Below are 17,015 nucleotides of genomic sequence, written 5' to 3' on the forward strand. Positions count from 1 at the left end.
AGCCGAGGGAACTGAATAATGTCGGATACAAGCACCGCAACGAGTTCATCCAATATCGGCGAGCGGCTGAAGTCGGCCGCCGAGCTCGACACCTCCAAGCTCTACCGCCTGGTCGCGATCGTCGAGGAGACCGCCGAAGAGCTGACGCTTGCGCTCAACGGACTGTCTGTCGACAAGCTCACGGTCACCTTTCGCGATTTCGACATCGGGAAAGGCGCAGAGAGCGCAGGCGGTGACGAAGACGGCGTCATCTTCGGTCTGGTCAAATCCAAGCGCTTCATCCGGCCGACCTATCTCGTTGCGCCGAATGCCCTTGCGGATGTGTGCATTTCCGCCTTCTTCGGCGCCTTGCCCGCCGGCACGCCGGGCGAACGGGCCCTGACCGATCTCGACCGCTCGCTCGTCAGGATGACGTTCGAGTCGCTCGTCGAATCGTTTGCCTCGTGCTTCTCACCCATCGACGAGGCCGGTTTCACGGCGCAGGGGCTCGTCAAGCGCGAGGACCTCGACGAGCTTCTCGGCGGCGAGGACGCAGGCCGCTACCTGACCATCGGCTTCGATGTCTTCCGCGCAGCCGAAAAGGCCGAATCGAAGACCGAGGCTGAGCCGGTTGCGACTTTGACGCTGGCCCTTCCGCTGCCCTATCTGACGCCCCACCGCCGTATCCTGTCCCAGCCGGTTCCGCTGCCGCAGCCATCGCAGGACGAGACCTGGTCCGAGGCGATGGTCCGTAATTTCGAAAAGTCCGGCCTCCATCTGGAAGCCGTGCTCGCGCGCAAGAAGATACCCCTTTCGGACGTTGCCCATTTCCGCGTCGGTCAGACGATCTCCCTCGACGTTCTGGTGAGCGAGATGATCACGCTCGAATGCCAGGGCAAGCCGATCTTCAAGTCACAGGTCGGCTTCGCGCGGGGCGCTTATGTGGCGCGGTTCGAGGAAGTGGTCGATCCGACACAGGAATTCATCGATGACATCCTATCTGATTGATCTTCTCCTGATGGTCGCGCTGGTCGTGACCGCGCTTCGAAGCGGGCGGATGTACCGCGAGCTGAAGTCACTCCGCGAATCCGAACGCGGGCTTGCCGCCGCGCTTGAACAGTCGGAAGCCTCCCTGAACAAGGCGGCTGAGGCTGTCATCGCCCTCAAATACGAGGGAATCTCGACATTGAAGGCTCTCGAAGCCGAGCGTGTGCTTGCGGAAAATGCTGCCGCTCGGCTCGCCGATCTCGTCGAACGCGCCGATTTTCATACGGGCGGCACAGCCATGCCTGCGACACGAACGCCCTTCAGCCGAAAGAACTAAGGCTCGCATGGGAAGCGGCAGCTTCGGATAAGTTCGAGCCGCTAAACAGGAAAACACGCCCCGAAATGTAAGCCGGGGCAATGGACGAAATGCCAGACGGAGAATGATACTCCATGATCGATCCCAACGACTTCGAAGGCGGCGACCTCGAATTCAACGCTGACCTCTATGGCGACGACGACGCGCCGGAGGATGCCGGCATGGGTCCCGATTTCCGGGGGGCCGACAAGATGGACCTCGACCTCGTTCTCGACGTCTCCGTCACCATGGAAGTGGTTCTGGGCACGGCACGGATGAGCGTCGCCGAACTTCTCAAGCTCAACCGCGGATCGATCGTCAAACTCGATACGAAGGTGGGCGATCCGATCAATGTGGTCGTCAACGGCCGGATCGTCGCGCGCGGCGAGATCGTCGTTCTCGATCAGGAAGATCAGCAATTTGGTGTCACGCTGACCGAGGTCGCGACCCCGGGCTCGAATCTGGGCGCGAAGAAGGCGAAGGCGGCCTGATTGTGTCATGAACAGTCTGGCGAGTTACTCAGAAGAGCTGAACGCAGCTCCGTTGCGGGGAGGGGCACGGGCGGCCGTCCTTCTCCTCGCATTGGGACCGGGCGGCGCTTCACGGCTTCTCAAGCACATGGCTCCCGACGAGATCATGTCGCTCAAGGAGGCCGCTGCTTCGCTCGAGAACGTTTCCTCCGAACAGATCAATGAGGTGGTCGAGGACTTCGCCTCGACGTTCAAGAGCGGGCCGATCTTCCCGGGTCCGGGCCAGCAGATGTCCGAGCTCTTGCGCAACGCGCTCGGTGAAAGCCAGTACGATTCCCTGTTTCCCAAGGAAGAGCCGTTCTCGATCCAGGAAATGTTCGCGAACGCGCCGCCGCTGGATGTCTGGGACGCCGTCGCCGACATGGACGTGGCAACGCTCGCAGGCAAGCTGTCCGCCGAGCACCCGCACATTATCGCGCTTGTCCTGTCCAAGGTGCCGAGCGATGCCGCCGTGCTCCTCGTGCGCGCTTTCGAACCGGTACTCAAGAACGATGTCATGAAGCGCATGCTCCAGATCAAGCCGCTGGCCGGCCCGATCGAGGAGCTCTTCGAGACCCATGTGCGCGAGACCTATCTTGTCACCGGCGACGGTCAGGGAGGCGAGGGCCGCCACCTCGCGCTCGCCAATGTCGTGAACCTTCTCGGAAAGGAAGAGAGCTCGGAACTCATCGAGTTCATCGAGAGCGATCAGCCGGACGACGCAACCCAATTGCGCAAGCTGCTCTTTGCCTTCGAAGATATTCTGGGCATGCCGGCGAAATCCCGACTCACCCTGTTCGACAGCATCGAGGCCGATACGGTCATCATGGCGCTGCGTGGGGCACCGGACGCGCTCAAGGAAGCGGTGCTTTCTGCCCAGGGCGCGAGAGCCCGGCGCATGATGGAGGCAGAGCTCGGCCAGGCAGCGAACGTCACCAAGGAGGCGATCGAATCGGCTCGCCGCGATATCGCGTCCCGCGCGCTGGAAATGGCGGGCAGCGGCACGATCATCCTGCGCGAAGGCGATGAGGACGGGGCCGAGTGACGTATGGCGAAAGCGGCCGGCAACGGCTGCTTAACCATGCTGTTTCACCGAAACGAAACCTAACTACGGGCTAATCGGCTGTGGCGGAGAGCGAAGATCGTTCCCAGAAGACGGAACAGCCGACCGAGAAGAAAATTCGCGACACGATCGAGAAGGGAAACCTTCCGACCTCTCGCGAAGCTCCGGTCCTGGCGTCTTTTCTGGCGATTTCGGCGTTCATCGCCCTGCAGGCGCGTGAGTCGGGCTATCGCCTTCTTACCACCCTGCAGACGACGTTCGATAATCCTCTCCAGTGGAAATTGGAGACAAGCCGGGACGCCCTGCATGTTCTTAGTGTGCTCAGCACCGAAGCTGCGATCTTTTTCGTGCCGGCAGCGCTCTTTCTGTGCGCCGGCGGAATTCTCGCATCCGTCCTGCAGAACCCGCCGCAAATCAACTTCGAACGGATCACGCCAAAAGCGTCCAATATTTCGCTTGGAGCCGGCTTCAAGCGCATGTTTGGCCCGCGCGGTCTGACGGAGTTCGCAAAGGCCGTGTTCAAGTTTCTCATGATCGGCGCTGTACTCGGCACCCTCCTCGTTTCCAACATGGAGACGATGGTCCAGACGATGCTGGCCGACCCGGTCCAGCTTCCAGAACTGGTGCTCGACCTTGCGATGAAGCTCCTGTCCGGCGTCTCGATCGCGACCATCGTGCTGGTCGCCGCCGACATTGCCATGACGCGCATCCACTGGCGGCGCGACATCATGATGTCGAAGCAGGATATCAAGGACGAGAACAAGCAGGCCGAAGGCGACCCGATGGTCAAGCAGCGGCAGAAACAGATCGCCCGCGAGCGCTCCAGGAAGCGCATGATGGCGGCGGTGCCGGGGGCGACCCTCGTGATCGCCAACCCGACCCACTATGCGATTGCCCTGCGCTACAAGCGCGAAGAAGGCGGCGCGCCGATGGTGGTCGCCAAGGGGACCGATCTCGTCGCCCTGAAAATCCGCGAGATCGCGGAAGAAAAAGAGATCCCCGTCATCGAGGACAAGCTCCTCGCAAGATCGATGTACGATCATGTCCACATCGATCAGATGATTCCCCCCGAATTCTTCAAGGCGGTGGCAGAGATCATCTATTATCTTCACACCCGCGAGGGCGCGAAGGTCGGCGTCGCAGTCGCTTGATTGAGAGCGGCCCGGCGCTTCCCACGCGCCGGACGGGATGCCTGAGAGAGGCACCGCGGATGCCGGCATTCATCTCCGATCCGATACGAGCGGACCGAAAGCCAGCGGTTGGGCATGGCGCCGCCCGTTTCAAGGGAGATTGCCACCTTAATGCTTGATGTGAAGAAGCGCGCTTCCCTTACCCGCGAGAAGCTGCTCGCCGATGCCATTCGCGAATTCGTCGCCGAATTGCGGCTCGTCGACGTCGCCGATTATGTCGCGTATCTCCGCTTCGAGAAATACGCCAATATCGCAGATATCGTCGCCTCCAGCGCCGAATTGACCCTGAAACCGGGCGTCGTGCGGTTCGCCAATTCCGGCGATGTGAACATCTCCTGGGGCACCAAGCCGATCGTGGCGCTGGCCCTCGAATTCCAGCATGACGGGGTGACCGCCCATTTCCGGCTGGAGCTCAGCGCGGCCACCGCAGCGGTCGACATCACCTATATCGACCTTGCAGGGCCTTCGGGCGGCGAGGCCTCCGATACGGAACGGTTCGAGCGGGTCCTGAGCGATGCGCGGCTTTCGCAAAAGAGGGCGGAAGCCTGATCTTCGAGGCCGTGCCGATCGCGATTTTCCGCCTTTCGCCCTGACAGCTTCGGGCTTTGAAGCCTGCGCCTTCTTCGGGTCGAGCAACGCCGAAGCAGGCGTTGGCTTTGTCTTCGCGAAAGCAGCCCTATCTGTCCCTTCCGCTAAGGACGGTACGGACGGACGGCATGAAGCTCTTCAAGAACAACACGTCACCCTTCGCACGTGTCGCCCATGGGATGCTCATCGAGGCCGGTGCCCAGGTTGAGATCGATCTCGTCAACCAGTGGGAAAGCCCGGCCCGGCTGGTGGATCGCAATCCCGCCCAGCGAATTCCGACGCTTGAGCTCGACGATGGCACGATCCTGACCGAGGCGCTGATCATTGCGAGCTATGCCGCCGACATCGCGCCGGAGGGATCGCATCTCAAAACCATGACGCCGTGGGATTACGAGATCACCGGGCTTGCCTTCGGGGTGTTCGACGCGGCCGTCTACACGCTCAACGGGCGCAAGATCGTGTCCGGTGAATTTGGCGATCCGGCCTTCGACGGCACCGAGATGGGTTTGCGTCGCCGGCGTTCGATGGTCAACGGCTTGAAACGCCTGGAGGGCATGACCGGAAAGCTTTCGACGAGCACGGTTGGACTTGCCGAGATCAGCGTCGTCACCGCCCAGGGCTATCTGGCCCTGCGTTTTCCCGGTGCCGACTGGGTGCCGGCGACGCCGAAGATCGATGAATTCGTCTCGGATGTTAAAGATCGTAAGTCGATCGAAACGACGATTCCCGGCTGACCCTCCGAAAACCCTTAACAATTCATTCACACGATCAGGTTCGGACAAGCGCTTCGGCCTAAACCCGAGACAACTTGAAATCCCGTTAATGGGAGGCCGTGTTGGATCAGGTCTATCTTTTATCCTTGACGTCGAAACAGGCTGATTGGCTCGCACACCGGCAGGCGCTGGTGGCCGAGAACGTCGCCAATGCGAATACGCCTGGCTACACCGCCAAGGATATCACGCCGTTCGAAGAGGTTCTTCAAAACACGGCGCTCACCCAGAGAGCCTCGAACCAAATGCACCTTGCCGGTTTGGGCGGCAGCGACGGCGGCGTCGAAGCCGAGGCGACCACAGCCAGGACCTGGGGCGTCAAGCATTCCGGAAACTCGGTCACGATCGAGCAGGAGATGCTCAAGGCAGGCGAGGTCAGTCGTGACTATTCGCTGAACACCTCGATCGTCAAAAGCTTCCATCGCCTGTTCATGACATCAATCAAGGGCTGAGCCTCATGGCCGATCCTCTCATTTCCTCGCTCAAGATCGCGGCCTCGGGCATGCAGGCCCAGTCGACGCGCCTGCGGGTCGTCTCCGAGAACGTCGCCAACTCCGAGACGACGGGCAAGACGCCCGGCGCAGATCCATACGCCAGAAAGACCGTCACCTTCGCATCGATGCTCGATCAGGTAACGGGCGCCAATCTGGTCAAGGTCTCGGATATCGGCACGGACAAGGCCGAGTTCGAATCAACCTACGATCCCGGCAATCCGGCAGCCGATCAAGACGGCTACGTGAAGCGCCCGAACGTCAACATGCTCACCGAGATGATGGACATGCGTGAGGCCAACCGGTCCTACGAAGCCAATATCCAGGTGATCAAGCAGGCGCGCGAAATCATCAACATGACCATAGACCTCCTGAGGAGCTGATTATCATGATCCCAGCGATTGGATCCTCTTTCTTCGATCCGTCCGTTGCGCAGACCAAGGCACCGTCCGCCTCCGAAGGCATGGCGAAGGTCTCCGGGTCCCAGCAGACCACGTTCAACGAGTTTTCCGAAGTCCTGTCGCGCGTCATGGTCGACGCGGTCGATACGGTGAAGACTGCGGAAGCGACCTCCATTCAGGGCGTTCAGGGCAAGGCCTCCACCCAGGCCGTCGTCGACGCCGTGATGAGCGCCGAGCGCACGCTTCAGACCGCTGTCGCCGTTCGCGACAAGGCAGTCGCAGCTTACATGGAACTGACCCGGATGCAGATCTAGGGGCCCTCGGTCCCCGGACGGTCAGTCCCGCTCTATTCCGGTTTGAGAGGATAGAGCCACAGCGGACACCGCCACGACGAAGGACGCCGGGCGTCCGGTTCCCAGGAAAAGGAGTATCGCCATGCGCGCACTTGCGATCGCGGCCACGGGCATGAATGCCCAGGAAACCAATGTCGAGGTTATCGCCAACAACATCGCCAATGTGAACACCACAGGCTTCAAGCGGGCCCGGGCGGAGTTCACCGATCTCCTCTATCAGGTCGAGCGCGCCAAGGGCGTTGCGGCAGCCGGTGCGGAGGGCGTTGTTCCCGAAGGAGCGCAGCTTGGTCTCGGTGTCCGCCTTGCGGCAATCCGCAACGTCCATCTGCAGGGATCGCTGAAAGAGACGGGCAACAAGCTCGACCTCGCGCTCAATGGCGAAGGCTGGTTCCAGATCCAGGGGCCGGGCGGTGCGATCCGCTATACCCGCGACGGTGCCTTCAACACCAATGCCAACGGCCAGATCGTCACGCTCGACGGTTATCTCGTCGATCCGGAACTGACCGTTCCGAACAACACTTCCGAGATCGTCGTCAACGAAGCGGGGCAGGTCTATGCCCGGGTCGAAGGCGAATTGCAGGATGTCGGCCAGCTGACGCTTGCGACCTTCGCCAACAATGCGGGCCTTCATGCAGAGGGCGGCAATCTCTTCTCCGAGACGGTCGCCTCCGGTGCCCCGGTCGTCGGCGTGCCCGGCGATCCCGGCTTTGGTGTCGTGAATCAGGGCTATCTCGAAGATTCCAACGTCGATCCGGTGAAGGAAATCTCCGAGCTGATCTCGGCTCAGCGCGCCTATGAGATGAATTCCAAGATCATCAGCGCCGCCGACGAGATGGCGAGTGTCGTCTCCAAGGGTATTCGCTAAGATGGCCGGGCGTCTCATGAAGAGCGTGCTCGCTCTCGGTCTCGGCCTTTCGTCAGCGACCGCTTCGATCGCCGCGGAGCTCGAAATGCCCGTCCCCGGTGCCGTGGTCTATGCGGGCGAGGATATCGTCGCCTCCGGAATTTCGACGCGCACCTTCATCGTCAAGGACGACAAGGTGGGGCTGTTCGTGACCTCCGCGGAGGATCTTCACGGCTATGTCGCCCGTCGCACGCTCCTGCCCGGCAAAGCGATCCGCCGGGCCGATCTGGTCACGCCGGATGCGATCAAGGCCGGCACCAATGTGACGCTGGTCTACGAAGAGGCGGGTCTTGTCATCACCGGTCTCGGCATGGCGCTCGAATCCGGTCAGAAAGGCCAGACGATACGCGTCAGGAACAGCGATAGCGGCATCACCATTTCAGGCCGGATCGCGCCCAACGGAACGATCGCCGTCGAAGGATGATGCCAGTGGTCCGCTCAGTTCTGACAGCCTTTGCGAGCCTCGCGATGGCGTTCGCGCCGGTTGCGCAGGCCGCCGACTACGCCGGCAACGCAGCGACCGGCTATATTCCGGCCGCGACCGGCTACGTGACCGGCGATCCCGCTTCGGCCGCCGGCACCGTGCGCATCAAGGACATCACCAATGTGCGCGGCGTTCGCGGCAACCAGCTCGTCGGTTACGGTCTCGTGATCGGTCTTGCGGGAACGGGCGATTCCTTGCGCAATTCGCCCTATACCGAGCAGTCGCTCCAATCCATGCTCGACCGGATGGGCGTCAACATCCGCTCCGACAAATCGGGCGGCAAGAACGTCGCCGCCGTGACGGTGACGGCCGAGCTTCCCGCCTTCATCGGCACCGGCTCGCGCATCGACGTCAACGTCGCTTCGCTCGGCGATGCGTCCTCGCTCATGGGTGGTACCCTCGTCATGACGCCGCTCTACGGCGCCGATGGCGAGATCTACGCGGTGGCTCAGGGCCCAGTCGCAGTGACCGGCTTCACGGCCGAGGGCGCGAGCGAGACCGTGACGCAGGGCGTGCCGACGGCCGGCCGCGTGCCGAACGGGGCCTTTGTCGAGCGCGAAGTTCCGGGCCAGTTCTACGACGACGGCCAGCTCGCGATGGAGCTCAACAATCCCGACTTCAAGACGATGGTGCGCACGGTCGACCTGATCAACGCCTATGCGCGCAATCGCTGGGGCCGTCCGGTCGCAAGGGAAGAGGACTTCCGCACGCTGCATCTCGAGCGTCCGGCCGATGTTTCGGCGGTGCGCTTCCTGGCGGAAATCGGCGATCTTCGCGTCGATCCGGATCAGGTCGCCAAGGTCGTGATCGACGAGCGGACCGGCACGATCGTCATCGGCCAGAACGTTCAGATTTCCACGGTCGCGCTGACCCACGGCAATCTCACCGTGCGGGTGTCCGAGCTTCCATCGGTCTCCCAGCCCGCGCCGCTGTCCGATGGCGAGACCGTCGTGACCTCCGAGACGATCGTCGATGCGGGTCAGACCGGCGGAAGCTTCGCCTTCGTGGGCGGCACCGATCTGGAAACGGTGGTGCGCGGCCTCAATCGCATCGGTCTGAAACCCTCCGGGATCATCGCGATCCTGCAGGGCATCAAGACCGCAGGTGCTCTCCAAGCTGAACTGGTGGTGCAATGACAGCCCGACCGAATCTGTGCTCCTCGCTTCTTCTCGCTCTGTGCATGACGGCATCCGTTCAGGCGGCCTTCGCGGCCGGCGGCGGGGGAGGCGGCATCGCGCCGCCGGTCAACCCGGTCGACAAGGTGCGCATCATCGATGAATCTGATGGCGAGGAACACCCGGCAGAAGAAAAGCCCATGTCGGAGGTGGAACGCTACTGCCTCAACATCGCCGACAAGGCCCAGGACGCGCGCCATGCGCTGCAGGCCAAGCAGCTGAAGGATATCGAGGGCGAGATCACCGCCAAGATCGACGAGCTTGAAACCCGGCGTGCGGAATATCAGGAGTGGATCAAGGAGCGCAAAGCCTTCCTTGAGAACGCCTCCACCATCGTCGTCGATATCTATTCGAAGATGGCGCCGGACATGGCGGCGCCTCAGCTTTCCAAGCTCGGCAAGGAAAACGCCGCGATGATCCTCGTGCGGCTCAAGCCCCGCCACGCGAGCGATGTCCTGTCCGAGATGGAGCCTAAGACGGCCGCCGAAATCGCCAGGCTGATCGTCGAGAAGACATCGAGCGATGTCGCGGACGAAACCGATAAACAGGCCGTCGCGGAGAACGCATCGTGACCTTCAAATACGCCGCGCCTGTCGCGCTCGCGCTTCTCGCCGGTTGCTCGACGAACAAGGATGACGCTTTTCGTGAGCCGGTGCTCTCGCCGGTCGGCTCCGGCATCTACCAGTATCCGAACCTCGTCACGCCAGCGTCGTTTCCAAAGGGTGTGACGGGTGCCAAGAATTCGCTCTGGACCGATTCCCGCGCCGATTTCTATCAGGATCCCCGTGCCCTCTCGATGGGTGACATCGTGACGGTGAAGATCAAGATCGCCGACAAGGCCTCGCTCGCCAATATGTCCGAGCGCAACCGCGAGTCGGGGGTTTCCGGCGGTGCCGATGTGTCCGGCAGCTTCGGCAACTGGACCCTTCCGACTGTGGGCGCGACGCTCGGCCTCGACGGCGGGTCTGACGCCAAGGGCAGCGGCCGCGTGAAGCGCTCCGAGGATATCGATCTCTCCGTCGCGGCGGTGGTGACGCAGGAACTGCCGAACGGCAATCTGTTCATTTCCGGCCAGCAGGAAGTGCGCGTCAACTTCGAGGTGCGCGTTCTCTCGATCGCCGGCATCATCCGCCCGCGCGATATCCTGCCGAACAACACGATCGATTACGACAAGATCGCCGAAGCCCGCATCTCCTATGGCGGCCGTGGGCGGATCACCGAGGTGCAGCAGCCGGGCTGGGGACAGCAGGTCTACGACATGGCCGCGCCCTACTGATACCGTATCCGGCTGCTTGAGCCGGGGACGGCATCGAAGCCCCCGGCGGCGCATAAGCGATTTCAAATCCGTTATCGTGAAGCGATCAAGCGGAACTCGCGTGATACGGCGCAGAACGCGCGAAAAGGCGATCCATTCGATGAGGCCCCGATCGGCAGATGCCGACCGGGGCCTTTTCGTTTGGGCGTGCCGACCGATGGATGCTGCCGGTCTTCAGCCGGGCTCTCGCATCAACGCTCGGGAAGTGCCGCCGCGCCTTCGGTGCCGTTCTCGTGGAGCGATCGTACGGATGTCGAGGACGCTGAAGACGATGACTGGGGAGGGGAGGTGGCAGGCGGGAGCCGCGATTCGCCGAGGCAAGATCATGGCGGGGCGGGGCGGCCGATGGGGCCTGCGGACATTATTCCGGCAGCCGCTTGCAAAGCCAAAGCGGCCTTTGAGCAGTCGATCAGGCGTGGAGTGATCTCATGGGGCAATTCTCCGTCCGACGAATGTCTCGAACGCCGCTCGGGCTGCCAGAGGTCCCATGAAACCGATGGCTACAAATGTCCGCTGGTATCAGACCAAATCCCTATGACGGCGTAGCGATAACTGATCTCGGCAGCGCCCCCGCGCCGCCGGTGCTCTAGCCGACATGGATGTCATTCGTCCGGCGATACGACCGCCTTTGACAACCGTCATCCCCGCATCTGCGCGGCACGCGCACGACATTCGTCCTGCGCGAGAGGCGCATGATTGAATGTCGCGAATGATGTGGGATGTTGGTACGCCCAACGGGACTCGAACCCGTGTTTCCGCCGTGAAAGGGCAGCGTCCTAGACCGCTAGACGATGGGCGCAACGCGGTGGTGTCTACGAGGTGTGAGCCGATCTTGCAAGCGTTGATTTTGAAAAATCGAAAAGATTTTTTGCGGCGCGTGGACAGGCTGGTCACACGACGGATTGAGAGCTCTTCAGCCGCGACGGCGGCAGCGCCAGTTCCACTCGCGCTTGGGTCCGGTATCGATGTGGATCGCCTGGGTGTGGCAATAGGTGCCCACCCCGCCGCGCCCCGGAAGGCTCTTCACGAAGGCAGCCACAGCCTTGCTGTTGGTGTTTGGAATGATGATGTCGGCGGCCTTGCAGGCCATGTGCTGCGAGCGCGTGGCACCTCGGACCCGCCGATTGTGCTCGGGGCTTCGATAGCCGGAGGTCACGACGACACGCTGGCCGAAGCGCTGTTCGATCGCGCGAATCATGCCGACCAGCTGACGCGGGAAGCAGTCCGTCCGCACGCTCTCTCGCTGCACACGCAAACCGTTCGGGCTCAGCCGGGCAAACCCGCTGCCAAGGGAGGCCACCTGATATTCCGCATCCTCGATGGCGTCTTCGTCGGCGGATGCCCGCTGACCGATCTCGAAGATCGAGTTCCGATCGACGCCCGGAAGCGATTCGTCGGCTCCGGTCGGCGCGCCCTCCCTGTTGAGAACGACCCGGCGCCCCTTGCCGCGCTCGGCGTTGGGAACCGGCGTGCGGGCTTGCTTGCGGGCGAAAAGCGACTGGAAGAGCGAACCACCGCCGCCCGATGCCGCGCCGCCCGATGAACCGCCTTCGCCCACGCGGCCGCCGGCATAGGCTGCAACTGTCTCGCCGCCGGTCGATAGCGGCACGAGGGCGCCGCCTCGTGTCTCCGTACGTGCCGGTGTCGCATCAGCGACCTGGCGGGCCGTTTCTTCGGAAATTTCAGGCTTGGGCGCGTCTTCCTCGAGCGACGAGACGTCCACTTCGGGGGCGTCGTTCACATCGACCGGCGCGCTGTTATCGGCGACATTCGCTGGCGGGGTCAGGCCGAAGGAGGTGACGTCGCTGATACCGGACATGCAGCCCGCGAAAAGCGGAGACAGGACCAGAGCGGTTCCGAGGAACGCTGTTTTCCTCAGGAGGCGTTGCTTCGCGCGGCTCGGCGGGACCGATCCCGTATCACCGCCTTGCAAAGGGGCGGATTGAGGACGGCATGCGTCTTCGGTCGTCACTCGGTCTATTCCCTCTCCAGCAAAGCAGCCCGTTCCCACGCCGCTTTCCATGTTCGTATCCGCCCGGTCATCCCCATGACCGGTCCGGACCGATTGCGCGGGGGCACCCCTGCCGCCGCGTTCGGAACAACCTTCCCGAGAGGCAAAGCTGATCCACTCAAATACAGTCCGCAATGCGGATCGTCGGTCGAAATCCAGTGCCGGACCCGCTTGGAGTGAACGCGAGTCCCGACAAAGAGTCAAACGGAGCCGTATAAAATTCGGCCCCGCGTCCGCTGATGATTACGAAATCTACATGATTGGAGAATGAGGCGGGTTTGTGGACTCGCCCTCATCCCCCATCGCAGGGATCACCAGGAACCGGTGTTCTGCATCGAGGCCCATGGCTCCTTGGGCTGCAGCGCGTCGCCCTTCTGCAAAAGCTCGAAGGAGATGCCGTCCGGCGATTTGACGAAGGCCATATGCCCGTCGCGCGGCGGCCTGTTGATGGTGATTCCTGAGTCCATCAGCTTCTGGCAGAGGTCGTAAATATCGTCGACGACGAAGGCGAGATGGCCGAAATTACGCCCGCCCGTATAGGTTTCGGGATCCCAGTTATAGGTCAGCTCCATCAACGGAGCCTTGGTCTCCTTGGCCTGAGGCAGGTCGTCGGGCGCGGCGAGGAAAACGAGCGTAAAGCGGCCCTCTTCGCTTTCCTTCCGGTTGGTTTCGACGAGCCCCAGCTTGTTGCAGTAAAAGTCGAGCGACTGATCGAGATCGCTGACGCGGACCATTGTGTGCAGATAACGCATGACGCATTCTCCGTTTTTAGGATTTCGTTGAGAGCGTACGACTTGTTTCCGTACCTGGATCGCATGCTCTGATATGCTGGTTTTGCATCGGATTTTCCGAAAACCGGTTCCCGCTTTTCGCTCCGATGGCTTTAGACCCAAAACGAAAGGGGCCCTTTCGGACCCCTTAAGCTTGGTCATGAAACCCTGCCTGCCCAGAGGGGCAGGTTCAGAAAATTACATCATCGACTCGCGGGCCTGTTCGACGGCGGCCATGCAGGCTTCTTCATTGCCCTCGTCGAGCGCCATCTGGGCAGCGGCGAGATGAGCGGTCACCATCTGCTGGTCGCCGGCCATGCTGGAGCCTTCTTCCATCGAAGACGAACCGGAGTCCGAACTCATGGTCGAGGCGCTGTCGGAAGAGGAGCTATCCGAAGAAGCCGTGTCCGAGGAACTGGAACCGGAACTCATCGACGAGTCCGAAGATGAGGACGAGTTGTCCGAGGACGCCATGTCGGAGCTGCTCGAAGAACCCTCTTCCTTCTGCGTTGCCTCTTCGGCAGCGGCCTGCTGGGATGCGTCGTCGTTACCTGTCGCCTCATCCGTCAGAGCAGCCGTCGGTGCGACGCCCGAAAGCGCGCCGGTCGAATTGTCCTTGTTGTTCTGGCCGGAAACGTCGCCCGCAGCCGTGAAGGTCGGATCGTCGTTCGAGACAGCTTCCTGATCGGTGTCGGCGGGGGCTGCGTCGGCAGAGGTCGTGCCGGATCCCTCTTCCTCCATGGTCGAGCCGCTCGCATCGTTCGGCGTAGACGACGAGGAGCTCGAAGCCGACATGTCGGACGAGCCCGACGACATGCTGCCTGAGTCTGAAGTGGACCCGCTCATATCGGTGTTCATCGAGGCCGAGCCTGTATTGGCCATCGAGCCGACCTGCTCCTTCAACTGCGCGAGTTCGTCCGAGCATGCGGCGATCGCACCGTTCGCGGTAAGCGTTGCAGCGGACAGTGCCATCGCGGACGCAAGAACTTGCAGACGTGTCATCAATTTTCCTCCCAAGGGAAATTCGTCGTGCCCGCCTCACCAACCGGGACTTGTCGGGATCGGTTCCCCAAGCCGGCAAAACAAATCCGCGTCATTTTCCGGAGGCGGCTAACCAGTCCCGTCGGTCTTTCCGGCCTGGACACACTTCGCGACAGCGCTTCGACCGTAAAGCGGGCGGAGCATTCATGGCGCTTGTCCGAGGATCGATTGATCGCGAAGATCGCGTCCAGCTTCGCAACATGCGGCACTCCGGTCACGCCTTGCCGACGGTCTGCATCGAACCTTGCGTAAACTTGGGGTCGTTTTGCATTCGGCAGGCATCGCCCCCTTGCGCCTTTACGTCCAATTAATGCTAAACTCGAACCAATTCGGTTGCGTAGAGGCGGATCATCCGAATGACGGAGCGGACGTCAATTGGTCTGAAGAGTTTCGACGAGGAGATCGAGGCGACGGCGAATGTCGGCGTCTCTGTCGTGTCTGGTCACATCAAATGGTTCGACGTCGCGAAGGGCTTTGGCTTCATCGTTCCGGACGACGAGAGCGAGGATGTCCTCATCCATGTGACCTGCCTTCGGCGAGACGGGTTCACGACGGCGCTCGAAGGTGCCCGCGTGGTGTGCGAGGTGCAGCGGGGCGAACGTGGTCTGAGCGCCTTCCGCATTCTCTCCATGGATACCTCCACCAGCGCCCATCCCTCCCAGATGCCGCCGGCCCGCACCCACAATCAGGTTATCCCGTCGAGCGATCTCGTGACGGCGACCGTGAAGTGGTTCAACCGAACCAAGGGTTACGGCTTCCTGACGACCGGCGAGACCGACGAGGATATTTTCATCCACATGGAAACGCTTCGGCGCTTTGGCATGATGGAGCTTCGCCTCGGGCAGGAGGTGAGGGTGCGCTACGGCATCGGCCGCAAGGGCAAGATGGCGGCCGAAGTTCATCCCGTCGACGCCAGCCCCGCTTCGCACTGATATCGCGAACATTTGAAAGCGCAGCGTTTCCATGTCTTTCGGCCTGGAAGAATGCTGGGGCGCCGCCGTGCCAGGTGAGTGCCGGGTTGCGCCTTGGGGGCGTGCCATCTTGATGTCGCTCGTCGAGCCTGTCATGTCCTTTGTTCTGTCACCGGCTGGTTCTGCTCCCTGAGCGCTGGCCGGTTATACCGATGGACCTTTGAAAGCACCGCTTTTAAGGTCCGGCGGCAGCCAGAGCGGCGCTTGAGCCGTGCGCTGGACGAGAATTGGCCATGGGTCAATTCACCTGTCCGGCGGTATTATGTGCCGAGAAAGGAAGACCGACGTCATGCGCATGCCAGCCCGGATCATCGCCGTCGCAGCGGTGCTTGTCGCCGGCGCCGTGTTTCTCGGCTCCGGACACGCGACGGCCGACGAAGTGCGGCTCGTCACGGATAAAGCGACCCATGTCATCGACGCCGAAATCGCCGATACCGAAGAGGAACGGCGCACCGGCCTGATGTTTCGCGAGGAGATGGCCGACGACGCCGGAATGCTGTTCGAGTTCGACACCACCCGGAACGTCTCGATGTGGATGAAGAATACGCTCATCCCCCTCGACATGTTGTTCATCGAGGAAGACGGCACGATCCTCTCCATTGCGCGCAACACCAAACCCCTTTCCCTGGACGTCATTCCCTCCGGTGGGCCTGTGCGCTACGTCCTGGAACTCAATGGCGGCGCAGCCAGGCGCCTTGGCGTGGAGCCGGGCGACACGGTCGAACACGATTCCATTCCGCCGTCGCAATAGGGCTGCCGATCCCCTTGCAATAACCCATGTCTGGCGTTATCAGGCATGCGTTGATCGAGCCGTCCGGCAGGGCATGCCGTGGCGGCTCTCGATGCTTTCGCGGCGCTTTTGACGGGATCGCGGGCGGTTTTCCTTCATTGGAAGACCAGACCGACGGTCTCCTTTGGCGCGAAGCGAACCTTAAGCCAAGGAGAGCAAAATGCCCAAGATGAAGACCAAATCGAGCGCAAAGAAGCGTTTCTCGATGACTGCGACTGGCCGCGTCAAGGCCGGTCATGCCGGCAAGCGCCATGGCATGATCAAGCGTTCCAACGACTTCATTCGCGATGCGCGCGGCTCCAAGCTTCTCTCGAAGCCCGACGAGCGCATCGTCAAGCTGTACATGCCCTACGACCGCTAAGCGCGGACTTTTCGGCATCACGAACGAATTCGAAGGATATTAGATCATGGCACGCGTAAAACGGGGCGTCACGTCCCATGCCAAGCACAAGAAAGTTCTGAAGCAGGCAAAAGGCTTCTACGGCCGCCGCAAGAACACGATCCGCGCCGCAAAGGCCGCTGTCGACCGCTCGAAGCAGTATGCGACGCGCGACCGCCGCGCCAAGAAGCGGAACTTCCGCGCACTCTGGATCCAGCGCATCAACGCTGCGGTTCGCGAGCATGGCCTGACCTACGGCCGCTTCATCGACGGCCTGAACAAGGCCGGCATCGAGGTCGACCGCAAGGTTCTCTCGGACATCGCGATCCACGAGCCGGAAGCATTTGCTGCGCTCTGCGAACAGTCGAAGGCGGCTCTCGAATACCTCAAGGGCGAGGGCCAGTTCCCGAACGCCTACGAGCGCGCCGTCGGCGAGAAGGCCGCAGCTTAAGAAGCTCGGCCTTCAATAATTGAATTGCAAAAAGCCCG

Annotated in this window: 22 protein-coding genes and 1 tRNA gene; 19 read left to right on the plus strand and 4 right to left on the minus strand. The window is 61.8% G+C overall.

What is annotated here, in order from left to right; all coding sequences use genetic code 11:
* The first annotated feature begins 18 nt into the window (after window positions 1–18).
* From ABDX79_RS14790 to flgH, 15 genes are all read left to right on the plus strand, one after another.
* Window positions 19–987, plus strand: coding sequence for a FliM/FliN family flagellar motor switch protein (locus ABDX79_RS14790; protein WP_346221075.1), 969 nt, complete (start codon window positions 19–21; stop codon window positions 985–987).
* A complete protein-coding gene (locus tag ABDX79_RS14795) occupies window positions 968–1,303 on the plus strand; it encodes a hypothetical protein (RefSeq protein ID WP_346221076.1) in 336 nt (111 codons plus the stop codon). Before ABDX79_RS14790 ends, ABDX79_RS14795 begins: the two co-directional genes overlap by 20 nt.
* 113 nt (window positions 1,304–1,416) lie before the next feature.
* Complete coding sequence (gene fliN, locus ABDX79_RS14800; protein WP_346221077.1) at window positions 1,417–1,812, plus strand: flagellar motor switch protein FliN; 396 nt, start codon at window positions 1,417–1,419, stop codon at window positions 1,810–1,812.
* Window positions 1,813–1,819: 7 nt separating this feature from the next.
* Entirely contained in the window at window positions 1,820–2,875 is a 1,056-nt protein-coding gene (locus tag ABDX79_RS14805; protein WP_346221078.1) for a FliG C-terminal domain-containing protein, read from the plus strand.
* Between the two features lie 80 nt (window positions 2,876–2,955).
* Window positions 2,956–4,044, plus strand: coding sequence for a flagellar biosynthesis protein FlhB (flhB, locus tag ABDX79_RS14810; protein WP_346221079.1), 1,089 nt, complete (start codon window positions 2,956–2,958; stop codon window positions 4,042–4,044).
* A gap of 150 nt (window positions 4,045–4,194) precedes the next feature.
* On the plus strand, window positions 4,195–4,632 hold the full coding sequence (locus tag ABDX79_RS14815; protein WP_346221080.1) for a hypothetical protein: 438 nt from the start codon (window positions 4,195–4,197) through the stop codon (window positions 4,630–4,632).
* Between the two features lie 167 nt (window positions 4,633–4,799).
* Window positions 4,800–5,405: a glutathione S-transferase N-terminal domain-containing protein gene (locus tag ABDX79_RS14820; protein ID WP_346221081.1), complete on the plus strand. Its 606-nt coding sequence runs from the start codon at window positions 4,800–4,802 to the stop codon at window positions 5,403–5,405.
* Between the two features lie 101 nt (window positions 5,406–5,506).
* Window positions 5,507–5,893, plus strand: a complete 387-nt coding sequence (flgB, locus tag ABDX79_RS14825; protein WP_463671181.1) for a flagellar basal body rod protein FlgB — start codon at window positions 5,507–5,509, stop codon at window positions 5,891–5,893.
* A 5-nt stretch (window positions 5,894–5,898) separates the two neighbouring features.
* A complete protein-coding gene (gene flgC / locus ABDX79_RS14830; RefSeq protein ID WP_346221083.1) occupies window positions 5,899–6,315 on the plus strand; it encodes a flagellar basal body rod protein FlgC in 417 nt (138 codons plus the stop codon).
* 5 nt (window positions 6,316–6,320) lie between these two features.
* Window positions 6,321–6,647, plus strand: a complete 327-nt coding sequence (locus ABDX79_RS14835; RefSeq protein ID WP_346221084.1) for a flagellar hook-basal body complex protein FliE — start codon at window positions 6,321–6,323, stop codon at window positions 6,645–6,647.
* Between the two features lie 121 nt (window positions 6,648–6,768).
* The gene (flgG, locus tag ABDX79_RS14840) at window positions 6,769–7,551 is read left to right on the plus strand and encodes a flagellar basal-body rod protein FlgG (protein WP_346221085.1); all 783 of its coding nucleotides are present in this window, start codon (window positions 6,769–6,771) and stop codon (window positions 7,549–7,551) included.
* Window positions 7,552–7,567: 16 nt separating this feature from the next.
* Window positions 7,568–8,014 (plus strand): flagellar basal body P-ring formation chaperone FlgA, encoded by a 447-nt coding sequence (gene flgA, locus ABDX79_RS14845; protein ID WP_346221086.1) that lies wholly within the window; start codon window positions 7,568–7,570, stop codon window positions 8,012–8,014.
* Window positions 8,011–9,210 carry a flagellar basal body P-ring protein FlgI gene (flgI, locus tag ABDX79_RS14850; RefSeq protein ID WP_346221087.1) on the plus strand — a complete coding sequence of 400 codons (1,200 nt, stop codon included), beginning with the start codon at window positions 8,011–8,013 and terminating at the stop codon, window positions 9,208–9,210. The genes flgA and flgI overlap by 4 nt, the downstream gene beginning before the upstream one ends.
* Entirely contained in the window at window positions 9,207–9,821 is a 615-nt protein-coding gene (locus ABDX79_RS14855) for a MotE family protein (protein ID WP_346221088.1), read from the plus strand. Before flgI ends, ABDX79_RS14855 begins: the two co-directional genes overlap by 4 nt.
* The gene (gene flgH / locus ABDX79_RS14860; protein ID WP_346221089.1) at window positions 9,818–10,525 is read left to right on the plus strand and encodes a flagellar basal body L-ring protein FlgH; all 708 of its coding nucleotides are present in this window, start codon (window positions 9,818–9,820) and stop codon (window positions 10,523–10,525) included. Before ABDX79_RS14855 ends, flgH begins: the two co-directional genes overlap by 4 nt.
* Window positions 10,526–11,287: 762 nt before the next feature.
* Here flgH and ABDX79_RS14865 read toward each other — a convergent pair.
* The 4 genes from ABDX79_RS14865 to ABDX79_RS14880 form a co-directional block, all read right to left on the minus strand.
* A tRNA-Glu gene (locus ABDX79_RS14865) sits at window positions 11,288–11,363 on the minus strand.
* A gap of 114 nt (window positions 11,364–11,477) precedes the next feature.
* Entirely contained in the window at window positions 11,478–12,383 is a 906-nt protein-coding gene (locus tag ABDX79_RS14870) for a YcbK family protein (protein ID WP_346221090.1), read from the minus strand.
* A gap of 503 nt (window positions 12,384–12,886) precedes the next feature.
* On the minus strand, window positions 12,887–13,327 hold the full coding sequence (locus ABDX79_RS14875; RefSeq protein WP_346221091.1) for a VOC family protein: 441 nt from the start codon (window positions 13,325–13,327) through the stop codon (window positions 12,887–12,889).
* A gap of 216 nt (window positions 13,328–13,543) precedes the next feature.
* On the minus strand, window positions 13,544–14,347 hold the full coding sequence (locus ABDX79_RS14880) for a hypothetical protein (protein ID WP_346221092.1): 804 nt from the start codon (window positions 14,345–14,347) through the stop codon (window positions 13,544–13,546).
* 395 nt (window positions 14,348–14,742) lie between these two features.
* Here ABDX79_RS14880 and ABDX79_RS14885 point away from each other — a divergent pair, with 395 nt between their 5' ends.
* The 4 genes from ABDX79_RS14885 (at window position 14,743) to rplT (ending at window position 16,977) form a co-directional block, all read left to right on the plus strand.
* Window positions 14,743–15,318 carry a cold-shock protein gene (locus ABDX79_RS14885; protein WP_346221093.1) on the plus strand — a complete coding sequence of 192 codons (576 nt, stop codon included), beginning with the start codon at window positions 14,743–14,745 and terminating at the stop codon, window positions 15,316–15,318.
* 328 nt (window positions 15,319–15,646) lie between these two features.
* Window positions 15,647–16,108: a DUF192 domain-containing protein gene (locus ABDX79_RS14890; RefSeq protein ID WP_346221094.1), complete on the plus strand. Its 462-nt coding sequence runs from the start codon at window positions 15,647–15,649 to the stop codon at window positions 16,106–16,108.
* 199 nt (window positions 16,109–16,307) lie between these two features.
* Window positions 16,308–16,508 carry a 50S ribosomal protein L35 gene (gene rpmI, locus ABDX79_RS14895; RefSeq protein ID WP_007068519.1) on the plus strand — a complete coding sequence of 67 codons (201 nt, stop codon included), beginning with the start codon at window positions 16,308–16,310 and terminating at the stop codon, window positions 16,506–16,508.
* A gap of 46 nt (window positions 16,509–16,554) precedes the next feature.
* Window positions 16,555–16,977: a 50S ribosomal protein L20 gene (gene rplT / locus ABDX79_RS14900; protein WP_346221095.1), complete on the plus strand. Its 423-nt coding sequence runs from the start codon at window positions 16,555–16,557 to the stop codon at window positions 16,975–16,977.
* Window positions 16,978–17,015: the final 38 nt, after the last annotated feature.

Origin of the sequence: Fulvimarina fulva, from assembly GCF_039652615.1 — a bacterium.
Lineage (GTDB): Bacteria > Pseudomonadota > Alphaproteobacteria > Rhizobiales > Rhizobiaceae > Fulvimarina.